At 41.9% G+C, this 20,218-nt stretch carries 13 protein-coding genes; 11 read left to right on the top strand and 2 right to left on the bottom strand.

Features of this window, described 5'->3' with window-relative positions:
* Positions 1–146: 146 nt before the first annotated feature.
* The 11 genes from F6K51_RS01680 to F6K51_RS01630 all read left to right on the top strand — a co-directional run bounded on the left by F6K51_RS01680 (position 147) and on the right by F6K51_RS01630 (position 16,756).
* A complete protein-coding gene (locus F6K51_RS01680; RefSeq protein ID WP_293017581.1) occupies positions 147–2,255 on the top strand; it encodes a PEP-CTERM sorting domain-containing protein in 2,109 nt (702 codons plus the stop codon).
* 1,192 nt (positions 2,256–3,447) lie between these two features.
* Positions 3,448–4,683, top strand: a complete 1,236-nt coding sequence (locus F6K51_RS01675) for an ABC exporter membrane fusion protein (RefSeq protein ID WP_293017550.1) — start codon at positions 3,448–3,450, stop codon at positions 4,681–4,683.
* 203 nt (positions 4,684–4,886) lie between these two features.
* Positions 4,887–6,059 (top strand): ABC transporter permease DevC, encoded by a 1,173-nt coding sequence (gene devC / locus F6K51_RS01670; protein WP_293017549.1) that lies wholly within the window; start codon positions 4,887–4,889, stop codon positions 6,057–6,059.
* A gap of 71 nt (positions 6,060–6,130) precedes the next feature.
* Positions 6,131–6,871, top strand: a complete 741-nt coding sequence (locus F6K51_RS01665) for a DevA family ABC transporter ATP-binding protein (protein WP_293017548.1) — start codon at positions 6,131–6,133, stop codon at positions 6,869–6,871.
* A 116-nt stretch (positions 6,872–6,987) separates the two neighbouring features.
* Positions 6,988–7,269 carry an acyl carrier protein gene (locus F6K51_RS01660; RefSeq protein WP_293017547.1) on the top strand — a complete coding sequence of 94 codons (282 nt, stop codon included), beginning with the start codon at positions 6,988–6,990 and terminating at the stop codon, positions 7,267–7,269.
* Positions 7,270–7,324: 55 nt separating this feature from the next.
* Entirely contained in the window at positions 7,325–11,251 is a 3,927-nt protein-coding gene (locus F6K51_RS01655; protein WP_293017546.1) for an alpha/beta fold hydrolase, read from the top strand.
* Positions 11,252–11,460: 209 nt separating this feature from the next.
* Entirely contained in the window at positions 11,461–12,678 is a 1,218-nt protein-coding gene (locus F6K51_RS01650; RefSeq protein WP_293017545.1) for a 3-oxoacyl-[acyl-carrier-protein] synthase III C-terminal domain-containing protein, read from the top strand.
* Between the two features lie 10 nt (positions 12,679–12,688).
* Entirely contained in the window at positions 12,689–13,285 is a 597-nt protein-coding gene (locus tag F6K51_RS01645; RefSeq protein WP_075898286.1) for an isoprenylcysteine carboxylmethyltransferase family protein, read from the top strand.
* Positions 13,282–14,319, top strand: a complete 1,038-nt coding sequence (locus F6K51_RS01640; RefSeq protein WP_293017542.1) for a class I SAM-dependent methyltransferase — start codon at positions 13,282–13,284, stop codon at positions 14,317–14,319. The genes F6K51_RS01645 and F6K51_RS01640 overlap by 4 nt, the downstream gene beginning before the upstream one ends.
* A 218-nt stretch (positions 14,320–14,537) precedes the next feature.
* The gene (locus tag F6K51_RS01635; protein ID WP_293017541.1) at positions 14,538–15,653 is read left to right on the top strand and encodes a sulfotransferase; all 1,116 of its coding nucleotides are present in this window, start codon (positions 14,538–14,540) and stop codon (positions 15,651–15,653) included.
* A 98-nt stretch (positions 15,654–15,751) separates the two neighbouring features.
* Positions 15,752–16,756, top strand: a complete 1,005-nt coding sequence (locus F6K51_RS01630; protein ID WP_293017540.1) for a sulfotransferase — start codon at positions 15,752–15,754, stop codon at positions 16,754–16,756.
* A gap of 463 nt (positions 16,757–17,219) precedes the next feature.
* Here F6K51_RS01630 and F6K51_RS01625 read toward each other — a convergent pair whose 3' ends face one another.
* The gene (locus tag F6K51_RS01625; protein WP_293017539.1) at positions 17,220–18,545 is read right to left on the bottom strand and encodes a glycosyltransferase; all 1,326 of its coding nucleotides are present in this window, start codon (positions 18,543–18,545) and stop codon (positions 17,220–17,222) included.
* Between the two features lie 120 nt (positions 18,546–18,665).
* Positions 18,666–19,961, bottom strand: coding sequence for a glycosyltransferase (locus tag F6K51_RS01620; protein ID WP_293017538.1), 1,296 nt, complete (start codon positions 19,959–19,961; stop codon positions 18,666–18,668).
* Between the last annotated feature and the right edge of the window lie 257 nt (positions 19,962–20,218).

Genomic DNA, 20,218 nt, shown 5'->3' with positions numbered 1-20,218 from the left:
ACCTTACCGTTACCTCAAATAGGGATGACAGACTGTAGCCTCAATCACCTTATATGACTTCAGAAACGGTCATGGTTTTGACCAAAGCCGCCTGGGAGCATAATTTTTCTACCAAGTACAAGGAAGAATAGGGAGTTTGAATTTTGGTGAAAGCCTCCATTTTTGCTACCGCTAATATTTTATTAGCTACTTTGGGAATTTTGGGAGTTGAGGTCAAACCGGCTACATCTCATTCCTTAAATTTGTCAGATCCGAAAGAATCTGATATCAGTAATTTTTTGAGCAGCCTATCGTCAAACAATCGAAGGATTTCCAATAATAATTCATTCTTGCAAAGACTATTGCCTTGGCCCATAGTCAACAGCGGAACATCAGGCGGAACATCAGGTAGTAGTCAAACCTCAGATGATAATATACTAGCGGATTTTATTACTGTCCTGAAAGTAGGCACCCCAGGTCCCGATGCTTTTGTAGGGGATTCAGGGAATAATATCATTTTCACTCGTACTGGCAATGATATTTTACTGGGTGTCGATCCTGGTGCTCCTATACCTGGTCAAGGAGAAATTGATATCTTAATTGGTGGTCCTGATAGTACTAGTGAAGGATCGAGCTTCAATGCCCCTACCACAGACCGATTTTTGTTGGGCGATGAGAATAATCCCTACTACGCTGGCGGTACCGGATTCCGAGGCAAGAATGACTATGCTTTAATTCCAGACTTCGATCCCAACCAAGATATTATTAGGCTTCACGGCGATTCAAGTAAGTATACTCTCAAACCGATCGGACCGAAACAAAATGGCACAGCCATATTTGTGAATAATCCTAGACCTGATCTGATCGCCGTTTTGCCAGGAGCTTCTGGTCTGAGTGTAGATGGTGACTACTTTGAGTACGATAATACTCCCCCATCCCAACAACCAGCTTTCGATAATGCTCAGCAGTTGGGAAGTGCCAGTGTTGATATCGCCTTTAACGTTGGCACTGATAGCGTTGGTAATGTATACGTTACAGGATGGACTCAAGGGGACTTGGGGCAATCCAATGCTGGATCTCAAGATGCCTACATAGCTAAATACAATAGCCAGGGTGAACAACAGTGGGTTCAACAGTTGGGGACTTCTGGTGAGGACCGCTCCTTTGATATTAGCTTTGACAGCAATGACAATGTTTACATTGCAGGGACTACCACGGGTAACTTAGGGGGGTCGGTTGTTGGAGGAGATGATGCCTATTTTATTAAGTTAGACAGTAATGGCAACACGCTGTTGAGTCAACAGTATGGAACTTCCGAATTTGACACTGCCTTTGCAATTGACGTTGATAATGACGGTAATATCTACACTGGGGGATATACTACAGGTGACTTAGGCGGAGTAAATGCTGGATCAGATCAGCCCATTCCCCTGTTTGATGATTCCTATGTCGCCAAGTTTGATAGCAATGGTAACCAGTTGTGGGCTAAACAGTTTGGTACTCCTGAGTTTGACGAACTTTACGGTATTGCAGCCGACAACAATGGTAATGTCTTTGCTACAGGATTCACTACTGGTAAATTAGGCGAAGAGCATGCTGGGTTGTATGATGGCTGGTTGACGAAGTTTGATAGTAACGGTGAGCAGTTGTGGATTGAGCAGTTTGGTACTTCTAATTATGATTTTGCCTGGGATGTTGCTCTTGATAGCTCTGGTAATGTCTACAGCACAGGATTTACCCTGGGCTCTTTAGGGGGACCTAATGCTGGGTATTATGATGCTTTCTTGGTTAAGTATGACACGGATGGCAACCAGCTATGGACTCAACAGATTGGCACTTCTGGTTCTGAGAGCGCCTTCGCTATTGACATCGACAGTGACGGCTTGATCTATATTTCAGGGATCACTGATGGTGATTTAGGAGGAATAAATGCCGGACTCAATGATGTCTTTGTTGCCAAGTTCGACAGTGACGGTAACCTGTTGATGACTGAGCAGTTTGGAACCCCCGAAGATGACTTTGCCTTTTTTGGTATTGATGCCCAACAGGCTGCTAAGGTTTACTTAGCCGGATTCACTGATGGGTCTTTGGGAGGAGCCAATGCCGGATCCTTTGATGCCTGGGTAGCTAGTTCCAGCCTTTCTACTGGATCTGTGCCTTCAGCTCCTGAACCCACCACCATTTTGGGTTCTTTAGCCACACTGATTTTTGGTGCTGGCTTCAAGAAAAGACTTGGAAAGAAGTTCCACACCACTGTCTCCAAGAAAAGTACTTAACCAGTTTAATCTAAAATCATTAACCTAACACCACCAAAACCTTAGGATTTCCTAACTTTGTGATCTACTGAGAGTAGCATTAACCCAGTAGCATTAACCCAGTAGCTAAAATCTGAGCGGTCTTGCTTGAGGGTGTCTTCTACCACTTTCTAAGACTTAGTACTTAGGGCGTGTTTTCAAAGTTTTCTGCAAGATTTAGATCCCCCCCAGCCCCCCTTAGAAAAGGGGGAGCCATACTCAAAGTCCCCCTTTTTTAAGGGGGATTTAGGGGGATATCCGAGTTTGAAGACACGCCCTAGGCTCCAAGCTTATTGATTTAGAATGGTTGTGGGCTATAGGGTGTGGAGTGTAGTCAGCAAAATTGGAACATTGATTGTTGGGTTCACTGCTTAACTCCTGAGACTTTGCTTAAAGCGCCAAAACGTTTTTTTATTATCTAGAAAATTTCACGATTACATTTATAAAAATATCTATCAAAAAATAATCATAAAATTAGTATTTTATTCAATTAAATGTCCTAGATAGGCTTTAAACAATCTTTAAAAAATATTCCTAAAATTCCCTTGCGATAATTTGCCAATCATGACATACTATTTAAAGGTAGATAAATAGGGTTAATTTACCAAAAAAATAAAGTTTAATTTAGGATAATTACTGGTTTTAAAAAAAATATATAGGTTCAGTGGTGTACTGCCAACATTCATAAATAATTGAATTTTTACCAACTTGCAAAACTTTGTACACACTAGTTACATCTAGTGATGGCGAAGATAATATAGCGTTTATCGTACTTATTAGGTAAAGTCAATTTTATTCTCCCTACTTCCTACTTCCTACTGCCAGCTCCATTCGCGTTTGGCCCTAGGCCACGCTAGGCCAAAGCGTGATCCACGGTCTTAGCTCCCTAAAACCCAGGACGAAAGTACCTCAGCGAATTAATAAATGCTATATATCTTATGATGCGCGTTTTATTACTTCAGCAATAGCAAATTTAGCCAGTTCAAACCATCCATGCTTTCTGCCTCATCTTCTTAGATGAAGTTAATGTACAACAGAATTCATTATACAGTCAACCCAGTGGCATTGCGATGCACTTCTCCACTACTATTGCCAACTAACGATTATCGTGCATAAGGAAAGTCAATCATTTACAAACCCTGTAAGTCAATGGTACCTGATTTTCTCAGCAGCTATGGCTTTAGCTACTGGGGGGATTTATTTCTATGGCTTGCCCCAATTTCAATCTAAACGTCAAGCTTCTATATCAAATTCCCCAGAAAATAATACCATGGTCATGGTTGGGGTCACTGGCCTTGGACGTCTAGAGCCTCAAGGAGGAGTGACTCGTTTGTCTGCCCCTAATTCTGTAGGAGGTACTCGAGTTGACCAACTCTTAGTGAAAGAAGGAGACAAGATTAAGGCAGGGCAAATCATCGCTCTGCTAGACAGTTATGCTCTTCGTTTTGCTACTTTAGAACAAGCTAAACAAAAGGTTAAAATTTCCCAAGCTCGTCTGGACAAAGTTAAAGCTGGGGCTCAGGCAGGAGAAATTTCGGCACAAGAGGCAACGATCGCTCGCTTACAAGCCCAGTTACGAGGGGAAGTGGCGACACAGGAAGCAACCCTGGCTCGCTTACAAGCTCAGTTACGAGGGGAAGTGGCGACACAGGAAGCAACCCTGGCTCGCTTACAAGCCCAATTGCGTAATGCTCAAGCCGAGTATCGACGTAATCAAAAACTCTATCAAGAAGGTGCAATTTCTGCCTCTCTTTTTGACAGTAAACGTCTGCAAGTGGAAACGATTCAAGAGCAAATTAATGAAGCAAATGCTGCTCTGAAACGAACTGTGGAAACGATTCAAGAGCAAATTAATGAAGCAAAAGCGACTCAGCGACGGACTATGGACACAGGTCAAGAACAGATCAGTCAAGCAAAAGCGACTCTAGACCGTATTACTGAGGTTCGTCCAGTAGATGTACAAATAGCTCAGGGAGAGATTGAGAGTGCGATCGCTGCTGTCAAGCTTGCTCAAGCTGAACTAGATTTAACCTACATCCGTTCTCCTATCGATGGACAAGTCCTGAAAGTTCACACCAAATCTGGAGAAATTATTGGCAGTAACGGGCTTCTTGAAATAGGTCAAACCGACCAGATGTATGTAATCGCAGAAGTCCATGAAACGGATATTAGCAAAGTCCATCTGGGTCAAAAAGCTACTATTAGTAGTGCTGCTTTTGAGGGGAAAATACAGGGAACAGTCGCTGAGATTGGTTTACAAATTGACAGACAACAGGTTTTTGATGTTAATCCTGGATCAGATACAGATCGTAAAGTGGTGGACGTTAAAATCCGCATTGATGATTCCGTAGACAGTCAACGAGTTGCAGCATTTACCAACTTACAAGTAGAGGTGAGGATTCACCTGTAACTCGGTTAACCAGATTTAGAAGTATTGAATCCAGCAATAAAGGTTTACCAAAATAGTTTATGTCTGTCTCTCATTATTGTCAAGGGATGCAGCGCCGCATTCTTACTACCTACTCCTATTAACCCAGCACGAAAGTCCCTCACCCCATTGAGAACTTCTATATTAAATTCCCCAGACATCTCATTTAGCAAAATGCTTGAATAATGATTCTCCAACTTCCTATTGCCTGGTTTCAACTAGCGAGACAAAGAGTTCGTTTTCTGGTTGCTCTAGCTGGTATTGCGTTTATCGTTGTTCTTATTTTTATGCAACTTGGGTTTAACGATTCTCTCTATACTAGTGCTGTCAAGGTGCATCAGATTATCAAAGGTGATTTGTTTTTAATAAGTTCCCAATATAAATCCTTGACGGCCAAGCAGAGCTTCCATAGAGAGCGTTTATATCAGGCTCTAGGATTTAATGGAGTAGAATCAGTTAGTCCCTTATATCTAAGATTTGCGAAATTTAAAAATCCCATTAATGCTCAAAAGTTCTCAATCTATGTTATTGGCTTTGATCCGGGAAAGCCTGTCCTTAATTCCCCGGAAGTTAATCAAAACCTGGATATGCTTAAACTTCCTAATGTAGTTTTATTTGACCGGAAGTCTAGATCTGATTTTGGTCCAATTGCTGAGAACTTTGAGCAGGGAAACACGGAACAAACTATTGAAATATTTGGTTTTACAGCAAGAAAAGGTTATCGAGTTAAGGTTGGAGGCTTGTTTAGTCTAGGACCTTCCTTTGGGGTGGACGGTAATTTAGTAGTTGGCGACTCAACATTGTTCCGGATATTCGATCTCAATTCAGGGATGGTTGATGTAGGAGTCATTAACCTCAAACCTGATGCAGATCCTGCAATTGTTTTAAAAAATTTGAGAAACCACTTATCTAAAGATGTTCTAGTTTTTTCTTATCAAGAATTTCTTGACTTTGAAAAACAGTATTGGCAGACAAGAACTCCCGTTGGATTTATCCTTGGTATGATGCTGGTTATGGCTGCAGTGGTTGGTATAGTTATTGTCTATCAAATTCTTCATAGTAATATTTCTACTAACTTAGTTGCCTATGCCACTCTAAAAGCAATTGGATATCCAAATAAATACTTATTATCTGTAGTATTTCAACAGTCTGTTATATTAGCTGTTTTAGGGTATATCCCAGGATTAGCAATCTCTATAGGTCTGTATAATGTTGTCAGGGATGCTACTGGGTTACCAATGGAGATTAGACTTAATCAAGCCTCTATCGTTTTAATAGTAACCATTTTAATGTGTTTTGCTTCTGGTGTTTTGGCTGTTAACAAAATGCGGTCTGCTGATCCAGCTGATATTTTTTAGTTTTCTTCTCAAAAGTTTGATAGTTACTAGACATAAACTTGATAATTACTAGAGTATAATCCAATAAACCGATGTCCCAAGAAATTTTGATTGATATAAAAAAACTGAATCATTACTTGGGTCAACGGTCATTACGGAGCCAAATTTTATTTGACATTAATCTGGAAATAAAATCTGGAGAAATTGTCATTCTAACGGGACCATCGGGGTCAGGGAAAACAACGTTGTTGACGTTAATTGGAGGATTGCGTTCTGTACAAGAGGGAAGTCTAAAAATTATAGACCGAGAATTGTATGGCGCTACTCCTGACGAATTAGTGTCAGTGCGTAGCCACATTGGTTATATTTTTCAAGCTCACAACTTACTAGAGTTCTTGACAGCCCGGGAAAATGTTCAAATGGCGATTGAACTGCATCGAGGCATCTCTCGCCGGGAAGCTCGCACTAGATCTGAAGCCATGCTCCAACTGGTTAAGCTGGGGGATCGAGTTAATCACTACCCTCAAAACCTTTCTGGGGGGCAAAAACAACGGGTAGCAATTGCCCGTGCTTTAGTCAATAATCCCAAATTGGTCTTAGCAGATGAACCAACTGCTGCCTTAGATAGTAAGACAGGTCGAGATGTGGTCGATCTTATGCAACGACTAGCTCTTGAGCAAGAATGCGCTATTTTGATGGTGACTCACGATAACAGAATTTTGGATGTTGCTGATCGCATCCTTCGTATGGAAGACGGGTATCTAATCACACCACAGTCACCAGCTAATGACGAAATGGAAAAGGCAAAAGTCGAAAGACAAATTGAAAATTGAAAATTTCCATTAACATCATCAATTAACTGCAACTACCACAATACAATTACCAATTACAAATTGGCACTTGTATTTTGATTAATGACAGATTAAAACTAACTAAAAAAGTAAACAAAATGCTTGAAACAATCTCTGAGCAAATCGATCAAGACGTTCATACTGAAGAAGCTATTCAAGCCTGGTTAGTTTCCCAACTCGCCCAACGCCTGGAGGTTGATCCTGAAGAAATAGATATCCAGGAACCATTTGAAAGCTACAACCTAGAATCAGCAGATGCTTTGATTCTTTTAGGTAGATTGGAAAACTATCTTGGGCGTGAGATATCTCCCACCCTTTTGTGGAACTATCCCAACATCGAAGCCCTAGCACAACGTTTAGCTGAAGATGCGAATGGTTAAATATCAAGCAGCCAGTAGTGGTAATCATGACCAAAGTTCAGATGAAGGTTAAGAAATGGAAGCGATCGCAATTATTGGTCTAGGTTGTCGTTTTCCTGGTGCCAGAAACCCGGAGGAGTATTGGCGGCTCCTATGTAACGGGGTAGATGCCATTACAGAGATACCAGCTGATCGGTGGGATATCGATGCATTCTACGATCCTAAACCTGGTACACCAGGAAAAATGAGTACTCGGTGGGGTGGCTTTTTAGAACAAGTAGATCAATTTGACCCCCAATTTTTTGGAATTACTCCGAGAGAGACAGTTTATATCGACCCCCAGCAGCGACTTTTGCTAGAGGTAGCTTGGGAAGCCCTGGACAATGCTGGGCAGGTGCTAGAAAAACTAGCCCACAGTAACACAGGTGTTTTTGTTGGTATTTCTGCCAGCGATTACCACCAGCGTTTTCAGCAAGGGGGGTATAGTGTCATCAATGCCTACATGGGGACTGGCAATGCTTTAAGTATTGCTGCTAACCGCCTCTCCTATCTATTTAATTTTCGAGGACCGAGTATGGCAATTGACACAGCCTGTTCCTCCTCATTGGTGGCTGTGCATCTTGCTTGTCAAAGTCTGCAGAGTGGAGAGTCTAATTTAGCCTTGGCAGGTGGAGTTAATCTGCTACTGTCTCCGGAGTTGACCATCATTTTCTCTCAGGCACAAATGATGGCTAAGGATGGGCGTTGTAAGACCTTTGATGCCAGAGCCAACGGTTATGTCCGGGGAGAAGGCTGCGGTATTGTAATACTCAAACGTCTAGAGGATGCGATTAGAGACAATGACAATATCATTGCTGTGATCAAGGGTTCAGCACTTAACCAAGATGGCCGTAGCAACGGACTTACCGCTCCCAATGGTCCGTCTCAAGAAGCAGTTATCCGCCAAGCTTTGGCAAATGCTGGAGTCGCACCAGCTCAAATTAACTATGTCGAAGCTCACGGTACAGGCACTCCCCTAGGAGACCCAATTGAGGCCGAAGCTCTAGGGGCTGTGTTGAGTCAAGACCGTTCCCCGAACAACCCCTGCATTATCGGTTCCGCTAAAACCAATATCGGTCATCTAGAATCTGCCGCTGGCATTGCTGGTCTAATTAAGGTAGCGCTATCGTTACATCATGGTAAGATACCACCGAGCCTGCATTTCCAAACACCGAATCCCTATATTCCCTTCGACAAACTTCTGCTTCAGGTACAGCAAACCCTGACCCCTTGGCCGGAAACCGATGGTCTAGCTTTGGCTGGATTGAGTTCTTTTGGTTTTGGCGGAACTAACGCCCATATAATTCTAGGGCAAGCTCTCCAAGGGGATGAGAACTTGAAGAAAAATAAGTCTGTCTATCCTGGGATCTCCTCGTCACCTTATCTGCTTCCCCTATCTGCTCGCAGTCCAGAAGCTCTCAGAGCTATAGCTCAGGAGTATCAGGAATTCCTAGCACCAGCAGCGTCTGGTAGCACTGCCTCATTATCAGACATTTGTTATACAGCTAGTGTACGACGTTCTGATCATGACCACCGTTTGTCCTTGGTATTTCAAAACTGTGAGGAACTAACGGAAGGCCTTGAAGCATTTTGCTCTGGAGAAACTTACTCCGGTCTGTCTTGGGGTCGTAAGCAACGGAACCGCCGTCCTAAGCTAGTTTTTGTCTTTTCTGGTCAAGGACCGCAATGGTGGGGGATGGGGCGTGAATTATTATCGACTGAACCGGTCTTTTCCTCCACTATAGAGAAGTGCGATCAGCTGCTACGTTCTTATGCCAACTGGTCACTGCTGGAGGAACTGACGGCTAATGAGTCAACATCCCGCTTGGCAGAAACTGAGATTGCTCAGCCAGCTATTTTTGCCTTGCAAGTTGCTTTAGCTGCTTTGTGGCGCTCTTGGGGAATAGAACCCAAGGCCATAATCGGGCATAGCGTGGGAGAAGTAGCAGCAGCTCATGTTGCGGGAGCTCTTAGCTTGGAGGATGCAGTCCAAGTTGTTTTCCACCGTGCTCGCTTCATGCAGCAGGGAACAGGTTTTGGGAAAATGGCAGCTGTGGAGTTGTCCGTAGCTGAGGCAGAGGAACTGTTAGCTAAGTATGCCGGTCGTTTGTCTATTGCTGCCATCAATAGTCCTACCTCACTGGTTCTATCAGGTGAAGCAGCAGCCCTGGAAGAAGTGCTTGAGTCCCTTGACCAGCGACAGATTTTCTGTAAGATGATGCGGGTGAATTATGCTTTCCACAGTCCCCAGATGGAGCCATTTCAAGAGCAGTTAGTGCGATCGCTTCAAGGAATTACACCTCAAACTGCATCTATTCCAATCATCTCAACCGTCACAGGTCTAGCTCATGAGGGTGAAAATTTTGATGGTGCCTACTGGGGACGCAATATCAGAGAGCCAGTGCGTTTTGCCGGTGCCATTGATCAACTTATCAAGACCAAGCATAATCTATTTGTAGAGATTAGCCCCCACCCAGTCCTAGGGATAAATATCTCCCAGTGTCTGAAGAACTCAGGCAAAAACGGAACAGTATTGCCTTCTCTACGCCGACAGCAACGGGAACGAGCAGTTATGTTGGGTTCTTTGGGTACTCTCTACAGCCAGGGCTACCCAGTAGACTGGAGCCGACGCTATCCATCTGGGGGTCAGTGTGTTTCGTTGCCCTCTTATCCTTGGCAGCGATCGCGTTACTGGTTGGACGTAGTTCCTAACTCAACTGAACAGGAGAGTTCAGGGGTAACCGTAACCCTGAGCATGCCATCAGAACTTAATGGGAAATCCACCCCTAATCATGGTGTCGCACCCGAAGCCAAGCCAAGTCTAACTCGCCCTAAATTGCTGGCGGCAGAACCAGAAGAACGCCAGGGACTGTTGGAGTCTTACTTGACAGAATTATTAGCCAGGGTTATTGGAATTGGTGTCAGCCAACTGGACTTACAGCAGCCCCTTCATAGCTTAGGACTTGACTCCATAGTTGGTGTTGAGCTCAGGAATCAAATTGAGACTGATCTGGAGGTGGTTGTTCCTCTAGAATACTTCATTAGTTTAAGCATTGAGGATTTTATCACCCAAGTTTTATTGCTGGTTGTTAAAGAAGCCAAATCATCACCTAATGAAGGAACTCAAGGCAAACCGAGCACTACGGACTTGATGGATTCAACTAATGAGTCTTCAGGGACAATGAACTCTTCAGAGAAGGTAGTACCTCAAGCCAATCTTTGGGTCACTTGTGCAAAGCCGAATCCCCAAGCAAAACTACGTCTATTCTGCTTCCCCTATGCAGGAGCTGGTGCTTCTATCTTCCGCTCTTGGTTAGAATTGCTACCACCAGAGATTGAGGTTTGTTCAATTCAATTGCCTGGGCGAGAAAACCGACTCGAAGAAGAGCCATTTACTCGCCTCTCACCTCTGATTCAGGCCCTAACACCTGTTTTGCATCCTTACTTAGACATTCCTTTTGCCTTTTTCGGTCACAGTTTAGGAGCATTAATTAGCTTTGAGCTTGCCCGTGAGTTACGCAAACAGAACTTACCAAGCCCAGTTCACGTATTTGTTTCTGCAAGCCCTGCTCCTCAGCTACCGGATCTGAATCTACCCATCCATCGACTGCCTGATGATGAGTTTATCCAGTCACTAGGTCGCTTAAATGGAACACCACAGGAAACATTAGAAAATCCTGAGCTGATGGAGCTATTCCTCCCAGTGTTGCGAGCAGACTTTGCGATTTTGGAAACTTACTTCTACTCCAGCGCAGATCCCCTCGATTGCCCAATCACAGTGTTTGGTGGCAAATCCGACCCCAAAGTCAGTGATTCGGAACTTGAGGCTTGGCGCAAGCAGACCCAGAAAGACTTCACCCTGCAAATGTTTCCTGGCGACCACTTCTTCCTCAAGAGCCATGACCAGCTTTTATTGGATGCGATCGCTAGCCAACTTAGCCAACCTGTCGGGGTGATGGGGTGATGGGGTGATGTCAAATCCCACTCCCGGATCGAGAGTGGGATACCACCCAGATACTATTGCTCACAACAAAGCATAACAATCTTCCTAATCTAAGTGCTAACCACTAACTACTAATTACTAATTACTAACCACTAACCACTATTTTCACAAAGCAGCAAAATCTTTCAACCTTGGCCAAAAGGCCACGCTAAGCGAACAACCAACTAACCTTGGCCAAAAGGCCACGCTACGCGAAAAACCAACTAACTTTCAACCGACTAACTTTCAACCGACTAACTTTCAACCTATTTAAGAATAAAATTACCATGCCTGTTATTGCTGCTACTGCCTTCACGTTTCCCGAGCACTACTATCCTCAAGAAGTGCTAGCCACAGCGGTCAAAAAGTTTTGCATCACGATGAATCTAGATTTTGATCTAGATACCATCGACCGCTTTTTCACCAATGTCAATGTCAAAGGCCGTTATTTCACCCACTCCCTAGATTCCTTGTTTGACCCACCGACTCCTGGAGTCACTGCTGACCGGTCTATAAACCTTGCTCTCGATAACTTTGAAAAAACTGTGGGGTCATTGTTCAGTTCAACCGGCATCGAGCCCGAGGAGATCGCATTAATCGCTTCCTCTACACTAACCATTTCGGTTCCCTCCCTGGAAGCTCGGTTAATGAATCGCATCCCTTTTTCACGGTACATCAAACGACTACCAATGTTTGGCTATGGCTGCATGGGTGGAGCAGCAGGTATAGCGCGAGTGACAGAGTACCTAGAGGGACACCCCAAGGATGCTGCAATTTTCTTTGCTGGTGAACTGTCCTCTGCTCTGTGGCAGGGTTCCTTGCAAATGGAATTGCAAACAATGATTTCTAAACTACCAGACGACCCCTCTCTCTACAGCGAAATCATTTGCTCTATCGTTACTGCTGCATTGTTTGCTGATGGGATGGGAGCAGTTTTAATGGTAGGTCGCGAGCATGCCTTAGCCAAGCCAGGTCAAGCTCGGGTAATTGATATTGGATCAATCTTGCTTCCCAATACCACTCACTTGATGGGAATGGATATTGCCGATACCGGCTTCAGGAATATTCTTAGACCTGAAGTGTCTGACCATCTCAAAGGAGGACTGCGAGAGGTGATTGACCGACTCCTGAACAAGCATAACTTATCAACAGATGATATCTCTTGCTGGATTGTGCATCCAGGTGGACCGAAGGTAATTAAAACTATACAAGAGGAATTTGGACTGACTCAGGAAGCAGTACAGCTTAGCTGGGACACCTTAGAAAAAGTTGGCAATATGTCTTCATCCACTGTGCTCTATATGCTTAATGAAGTCTTATCTCAAGAGCAGCCGAGTCCAGGTAGTTATGGCTTGATGGTCGCAATGGGACCTGGTTTCTCCCAGGAAATTCTGCTATTGCAATGGTAGGAAGCGCTCCATGATTACTAAGGTTATCTTCACGCTTGTTGTAGTTGCGGTGATTTTACAGCGACTGATTGAACTTCGTATCAGCAAACAGAATGCAACATACTTGCTTACTAACGGAGGACGAGAATATGGCTCAAATTCTCTTTGGATAGTGAAAGTATTGCAGGTGAGCTGGTTTGCAGCGATGATTAACGAGGTTTGGTGGCTCAACCGCCCTTTTATGCCAGGATTGGCAGCAATAGCACTGATGCTTACTGTAGCTGGTCAAGGCTTGCGGTATTTATCAATGCGATCGCTAAAAAAGCGTTGGACTCTTCCGATCATCACCTTCCCAGGCAAGCCTGTAGTTAACTCAGGAATTTACCTTTACCTAAAGCATCCCAATTGGCTAGGAGTAATTCTGGAAATCGCCGCTTTACCCCTGATCCATACTGCTTATTTCACCACTATCGTTTTCAGCATCGCCAATGCTCTATTAATGAGTCGGCGTATTCAAACTGAAGAACAAGCCTTAAGCGAAGACACCAACTATGGTGATGTCTTTGCCAATCGACCCCGTTTTATTCCAGTCATTGGATTTATTAAAGGAGCTAATAGTTCTAGATGAGAGTTGGTATTAATCCTGAAAACTTGCTCGAAAAGAGTGCCCTTGCCTTGGGGCAAGTACCCCAACCTGCGATCGAAACTCAAGCCTGCCTGATTCTAGCCCGATCTCTTATAGCAGCAACACAGCTAGGTGTGTTTGAAGCCCTAGGGTCAAGTTCACTTTCAGCCGAAGAGATTGCTGGGCGGTGTAATCTCAACAAGCATGCCTTAACCCAGCTTTTAGATGCTCTTGTTGCTACAGATTACCTTGCCAAGGAGGGGGAGTCCTATAGCTTGGCTGTAGTTGCCCGTAAATGGCTACTAAGTCAGAATGAGTCGTCACTTTACGATTTCACCATTAGCCGGGTTTTGGCCTGGGAATGGCTGACCCACTTAGAAGAGTTCATCCGCACTGGAGAGCCTCTGGAATCTCAGGATAAAATGACCCCCGATCACTGGCAACTTTATCATCGGGGTCTGCGCTCAATCGCTAGCCTAGCTGCTCCTGAGGTAGTTCAATACACACCTGTACCAACTCGTGCTCAGAATATGCTAGATGTTGGTGGCTCTCACGGCTATTTTTCAGTAACCCTCTGCCGCCGCTACCCTGACCTTCAAGCGGTCATCCTCGATTTACCTGAGCAGATTGAATATGCAGGACCGCTTCTTGCCGAGGAAGGCATGGGCGATCGCGTGGTGTACAAAGCTGGCAATGTTCTTACAGACGATCTAGGCACCAATGTCTATGACTTAGTCTTTATGGCTAACCTAGTACAGCAGTTTGATGAACACACCAATATTGAGCTATTTCAGCGTTTGGCTCAAGCTCTGCGACCTGGAGGCCATCTCGTCGTTCAGAAAACTATACTTCCTTCCAAACAAGATGGACAACTAGGTGCATTGGGGAATTTGTTTTTATCCTTGACCAGTGCTGGTAGTAACTGGTCGTTCTCTGAGATCGCTCAATGGCAACAAAAGGCAGGTTTAGTTCCCCGCAAACCGATTCAGTTCCGGCGAACACCAGCCACTGGTCAACAGGTGGCAGTAAAGCCCTAAGCCTGTTCCACAGATGCACTAATTAGTTATTATAGCAGTTCTCAAATATTGAGAACTGCTATATAGCAATTCTATATCCCATAAGGTACAAATTGATCCCCCTAAATCCCCCTTAATAAGGGGGACTTTGAGGTTGAAAAGCGTACCTCGTAACTGAGATAAACGCTATATATGTCTATTTTAACTAAAAATTATTTACCATAATTGGGACATAAAACATGTTAAAAGTTTATTACCGAATTATTATTTCCTGTTGGAAAACCTTTGGGATAAGCCACTGGTTTTTTTTATGGGTATTTTTGCCACCCTTAGCTTTTATTTTTGTTAGACTAACCCTGGCTTTAGATGAAATTTTCTTTTCTAAGTATCGTGACATTAAAGTGGTGAAACCGATATTTGTCATTGGACACCCTCGGAGTGGAACTACTTTCCTCCATCATGTATTAACCCAGACAGAAGAATTTAGCACATTCAAAGCTTGGCATATTTTTGTGCCATCACTTACAGCTCGTATTTTAGTTAAACCTCTGGTTGACTATTTAGTTAAACACAATCTAAACTCCCTGATACCTGATGATATTGGACATGGAATTTCTCTTGACAGAGTAGAAGAAGAAGAACTATTATTTCTTCACGAAGCCGATACTCAATTTGTGCTTTTAACAACACCCCTAGCCTTTGATGATCAGGAGCATCCCGAGCTTCGCTTCCATGATCAGCAACCAGCATCTCGTCGTCGAAGTTCAGTAAAATTTTTTGAAAGTTGTTTAAAGCGGCATATCTATTACACAGGGAAAAAACAAGTAATTGCCCAAATTCATTTTTCTACTCACCGTATTAAAACATTGCTAGAAATATTTCCAGATGCCAAATTTATCTATTTAGTTCGTTCACCTCACGAAACAATTCCTTCTCATCTTTCCCTGGATAGAAATTTTCTCGATAACCAATGGGGGATAAAAAATATACCACTAGATAAAATAAAACGATATGAAGAAAGGCGATATCGCTATAATGTAGACCTTTATCGCTATTTTTATCAGCTTAAAAAAAATCAAGAAATACCAGAAATTAACGTCAGAATTATGCGTTATAATTTATTAATATCTGATTTATATAAAGCCTTCGAAGAAATAGTTAATTTTACGGGAATTAATCCCAGCGAGCAATTAAAATACTCTATCAAAGAACAAGCGCAACAACAGAAAAACTATAAACGCAAACATCGTGTCAGAAATCTTGAAGAATTTAACTTAACAAGAGAGCAGATTATGAAAGACCTTTCATTTGTTTATCAGGAGTATAAATTTGACCAGATCACCAATAAACTATAAATAACAATAAACGGGAGCCACAAACCCTTAAAGACATTTGTGGTATCTACAGGTAACCAAGTTTTTTATCAAACATAGAAATAAGGCTGATAGAGAATATGCAATCTAAAACTAATAATACTGTTTCTGACAAACCTTACCTAAATTTGCTACAAAAAGTAGATTTTAATCCGATCTTTATTATGGGAGATCATCGGTCTGGTACAACTTTATTATACAAACTATTGGTGGCGACGGAGTGTTTTAACTTTGTCAAAGCTTATCATATCCTGAAATATGATGAGCTTTTGTTTAATCATATTAATCAAACTGAAGAACAGGCTATTCAAGAATTAGCGCAACTTTTTAAATCATTGGGGATAAGTAATCGCACTATTGATAAAGTAATTGTAACTCCAAATTTACCAGAAGAGTATGGTTTTATTATTAATAATAAAACCGGAAAAAGAGCAGGTCTAAACCCTAATAATTTACCTATTTTAAAAGAGTTATGCCGCAAAATTCAATTGGTATCCGATCCAGATAAACCTCTGTTGCTGAAGAATCCATGGGATTTTCCAAATTATATGTATGTGAAGAGTGTTTTTCCGGCAGCTAAGTTTATTTTCATTCACCGTAATCCGATTCATATAATCAATTCTAAACTAAAAGCCATACGTCTGATGTTATCTACTAGGTGCGAATACACTGCTCTAATTTCCAGAGATTACAGAAATATATTAAACCAACCGCTTCGACATTTAATCTCTCGAATTTTATATTCACCTTACTTTAACTTCGCATTAAGCAAAGTTACTCAAAAGACTGTTCAATTCCATCATTACTACTTCAATAATATTATTTACTTACCAAAAACAGACTATATTTATATCACATACGAACAACTATGTGATGCCCCTAAAACTACCATTTTAAAGAGTCTAGATTTTCTAAAATTAAAATCAAAATCAAATTTTGATTATGAAAGCGTCATCGAACCACGTCCCATAAACTTATTGCCAGAAGTCACCAAAAAATATGATAAAATTTTCCATAAGTTAGAACCTTACATGAGGGAAATATCAGGTTCATATGCGGAAGGTTATAAAGAGGCAAAAAAATAGGCTGAAATATTGGGTATGTAAAGCTAATAGCATTGTGTAGTCTAAAAAGATAGGTCTCTAATTTGCCAAAAGACCTACCTATTTAAAATTTTACCAACACTCTACGAAAACTACCTAATGGGACTAAGCGCGAGAATTTGCGACAGAAATAGTGCTAATATATATAGCAACTATACAACTTTTGATATACAAATTTATGAGGTGCGACCCGTGGCTAATTAAATTAGCCACGGGTCGCACTTAAGGTTTTAGGGAGCAGGGAGCAGGGAGCAGGGAGCAGCGATGCAGCGATGCACCGCTGCATCAAGACGGGAGCAGAGAATAAAAAAGAGGAAAGAGGGAATAGGCACAAAATAATGTGTACTTCATAGCTACGATAAACGCTATATAGGGTAAACTTTTTAGCTTAAATTTAACCCTTCCTCGTAACAATACTTTCAGGAGTTTTTTGCCCCATTAAGCATCAGGGATTTTGGTAATCTCTTATTCCTAGATTCAATACTTTTGGTTTTGTTGAAACAAAAACTGGTTTACCTGTAGCAACAACCTGTTCGATAATATCAGCAGCTCGACTCACTCCCCCTGCTCGTCTAATTCCCTCTTGTAGCCTCAAAGCATTCTTTTTATAGGAATTTTCGGTTAAGACTCGTTTGATAGCCTTTTGTAACTTCTCCACTCTGACTTTTCCCAAAGGTATTACCTCCCCTGTTCCTGTCCAAGCGATCCGCGCCGCCACTCCTGGTTGATCGTTGGTAATGGGAATAGCTACCATTGGTACCCCATTACTCAATGATTCTAGAGTCGTATTCATTCCTGCGTGAGTGATGGTAAGAGTGGCTTTTTGTAAGAGTTCTAATTGAGGTGCATAGCCAACAACTATGGGATTTCCGGGCAATTCTGGCAAAGATTCTGGACTAGCACTCCCACCTAAAGCAATCACTAATTGAGCATCTAATCCCACACAAGCTTCTGCAATCATTTGAAAAACCCAGAGAAGCCGATTTTGTAAAGTTCCCATAGAAGCATAAATTAATGGTTGTCCAGTCAACTTTTCATAAGGAAAAGGCGCAGGTTCTCGACTCCCTGGATTACTATAAGGCCCTGTGAAATGAAAACAAGACGGTAGTTCTGTTCTAGGAAATTCAAATTCAGCAGGTTGTTGACTTAGTTGAGCCAACTGGGAATAGCTGTGATTGGGATTATGATAGGGATATAAATTCCACTGCTTACGATACTGATCAACAACTTTTCGCATAGATTTGATCACTATAATAGAAAGCAGTGCATAAGCCACTCTGTTACGTAGAATTCCCCACCATGAAGGGTCATAATTCCAGTAGGTTATACAGGGAGGAACACTTATTTCCCGATTCAGCATTAAGGCACTGCATACACTAATAAAAGGAATGTCTAGATACTCAGCAATAGTTCCTCCTTCTGGAGAAACTTGATCGACTAACAATAGGTCTATACCTGCTGCTTTAATTACTTCTGGAGCATCTCGAAGAAATATTTTTGCTACATTGACCATCCTATTCATTGTATACTGAAATGCCTTAAATCCACTCAGATTAGCTAGTTTAATAAATACGTCTTTTGTTGTTCCTTTGGGAAAATCCGACTTGCCAATCACTTGAAATTCTAATCCTGCGGCTAGAACTTTTGGTTGAGCATCTTCAATTCCTAATACGGTGACGCGATGACCACGCTGTTTCAGTTCGTAACCTAAAGTAGTCATAGGATTAAGATGACCAGAAGTAGCAGGACAAATGATGCCAATATGAGTCATTTTATTTTATAAAAAACTATAATAATGTATAATTAATACTAATTAATCGTGTTTAATTAGTGATTTATTACGATTTATAGTAGTATATATTTCGTCGATATCGCCATAGTCAATAGTATATCAATGTTGGGTAGTGATCTCAGAAATAACGGGTTTACCTGTAGCAACAACCTGCTCGATAATATCAGCAGCTCGACTCACTCCCCCTGCTCGTGTAATTGCCTCTTGTAGCCTCAAAGCATTCTTTTTATAGGAATCTTCGGTTAAGACTCGTTTGATAGCCTTTTGTAACTTCTCCACCCTGACTTTTCCCAAAGGTATTACTTCCCCTGTTCCTGTCCAAGCGATCCGCGCCGCCACTCCTGGTTGATCGTTAGTAATGGGAATAGCTACCATTGGTACTCCATTAGTCAACGATTCTATGACAGTATTCGTCCCGCCGTGAGTGATAGTTAGAGTGGCTTTTTTTAAGAGTTCTAATTGAGGTGCATAGCCAACAACTATCGGATTTACCGGCAATTCTGGCAAAGATTCTGGACTAGTACCCCCACCTAAACCAATGACTAATTGCGCATCTAATCCCACACAAGCTTCTGCAATCATTGAAAAAATCGAGAGGAGCTGATTTTGTAACGTTCCCATCGAAGCATATATTAAGGGTTGTCCAGTTAATTTATCATAGGGAAAGGGAATTGATTCTCGACTAGCTGAATTTGAATAATGATACGGACCTGTGAAATGAAAACAAGATGGTAGTTCTTTTCTGGGAAATTCAAGTTCAGGAGGCTCTTGACTAATTTGAGCCAATTGGGAATACTGTTCATTCACATTATTATAGGAAGATAAATTCCATTTTTTACGATGATAACCAATAACTTTTCGCAGAGACTTACTCATAAAATAAACCAGTACATAACCTAGTCTATTCCGTAGAATTCCCCGCCATGAAGGGTCATAATTCCAGGACGTCATAACGGGAGGAACACTTATTTCTCGATTGAAAATTAAGGAACTGGATACACTAACAAAAGGAATGTCTAGATAGTCAGCGATAGTTCCTCCTTCTGGAGAAGCTTGATCGACTAACAATAGCTCTATACCTGCTGTTTTAATTACTTCTGGGGCATCCCTAAGAGACATTTTGGCTACATTTACAAACGAATTGATTGTATACTTAAATGCCTTAATTCCACTGAGATTACCTAGTTTAGTAAATATGTCTTTCGTTGTTCCTTTGGGAAAATCAGACTTGCCAATAACCTGAAATTCTAATCCTGCAGCTAGAACTTTTTCTTGAACATCTTCAATTCCCAATACGGTGACGCGATGACCACGCTGTTTCAGTTCATAACCTAAAGTAGTCATCATGTTAATATGACCAGAAGCAGCCGGACAAATGATGCCAAAATGAGTCATAATATTTGATTAATAAAAGACGTTTGTAACTGAGTTTATAGCTATAGCGGAATTTAATAGGACTTGATAAAAAATTAAGCCCAAATGTAACATCAACTGGCTTTGTAAGGGATTAATATCTCCCGATACTTGTCTAACCAATCGATAAAACGACAAGATATAGCCTAGGAAATGTTTCCGCAACATTCCTAGCGTTGATTGTTAATTGTTAACGGTAGCTAGCATCCAGACAAGTTTATTCGTAACGTTATTCCTAT

This window comes from Moorena sp. SIO3I8 (assembly GCF_010692325.1).
Lineage (GTDB): Bacteria > Cyanobacteriota > Cyanobacteriia > Cyanobacteriales > Coleofasciculaceae > Moorena.
Note: the sequence above shows the minus strand (reverse complement) of the source record. Positions and strands in the feature narration are given on the sequence as shown.

Bases quoted from the DNA above. Each gene is read 5' to 3' on its own strand.
- F6K51_RS01665 (WP_293017548.1), top strand. From the start codon at position 6,131: ATGTCCCAAGAAATTTTGATTGATATAAAAAAACTGAATCATTACTTG.
- F6K51_RS01630 (WP_293017540.1), top strand. From the start codon at position 15,752: ATGCAATCTAAAACTAATAATACTGTTTCTGACAAACCTTACCTAAAT.
- F6K51_RS01635 (WP_293017541.1), top strand. From the start codon at position 14,538: ATGTTAAAAGTTTATTACCGAATTATTATTTCCTGTTGGAAAACCTTT.
- F6K51_RS01620 (WP_293017538.1), bottom strand. From the start codon at position 19,961: ATGACTCATTTTGGCATCATTTGTCCGGCTGCTTCTGGTCATATTAAC.
- F6K51_RS01640 (WP_293017542.1), top strand. From the start codon at position 13,282: ATGAGAGTTGGTATTAATCCTGAAAACTTGCTCGAAAAGAGTGCCCTT.
- F6K51_RS01675 (WP_293017550.1), top strand. From the start codon at position 3,448: ATGGCTTTAGCTACTGGGGGGATTTATTTCTATGGCTTGCCCCAATTT.
- F6K51_RS01625 (WP_293017539.1), bottom strand. From the start codon at position 18,545: ATGACTCATATTGGCATCATTTGTCCTGCTACTTCTGGTCATCTTAAT.
- F6K51_RS01655 (WP_293017546.1), top strand. From the start codon at position 7,325: ATGGAAGCGATCGCAATTATTGGTCTAGGTTGTCGTTTTCCTGGTGCC.
- F6K51_RS01645 (WP_075898286.1), top strand. From the start codon at position 12,689: ATGATTACTAAGGTTATCTTCACGCTTGTTGTAGTTGCGGTGATTTTA.
- devC (WP_293017549.1), top strand. From the start codon at position 4,887: ATGATTCTCCAACTTCCTATTGCCTGGTTTCAACTAGCGAGACAAAGA.
- F6K51_RS01660 (WP_293017547.1), top strand. From the start codon at position 6,988: ATGCTTGAAACAATCTCTGAGCAAATCGATCAAGACGTTCATACTGAA.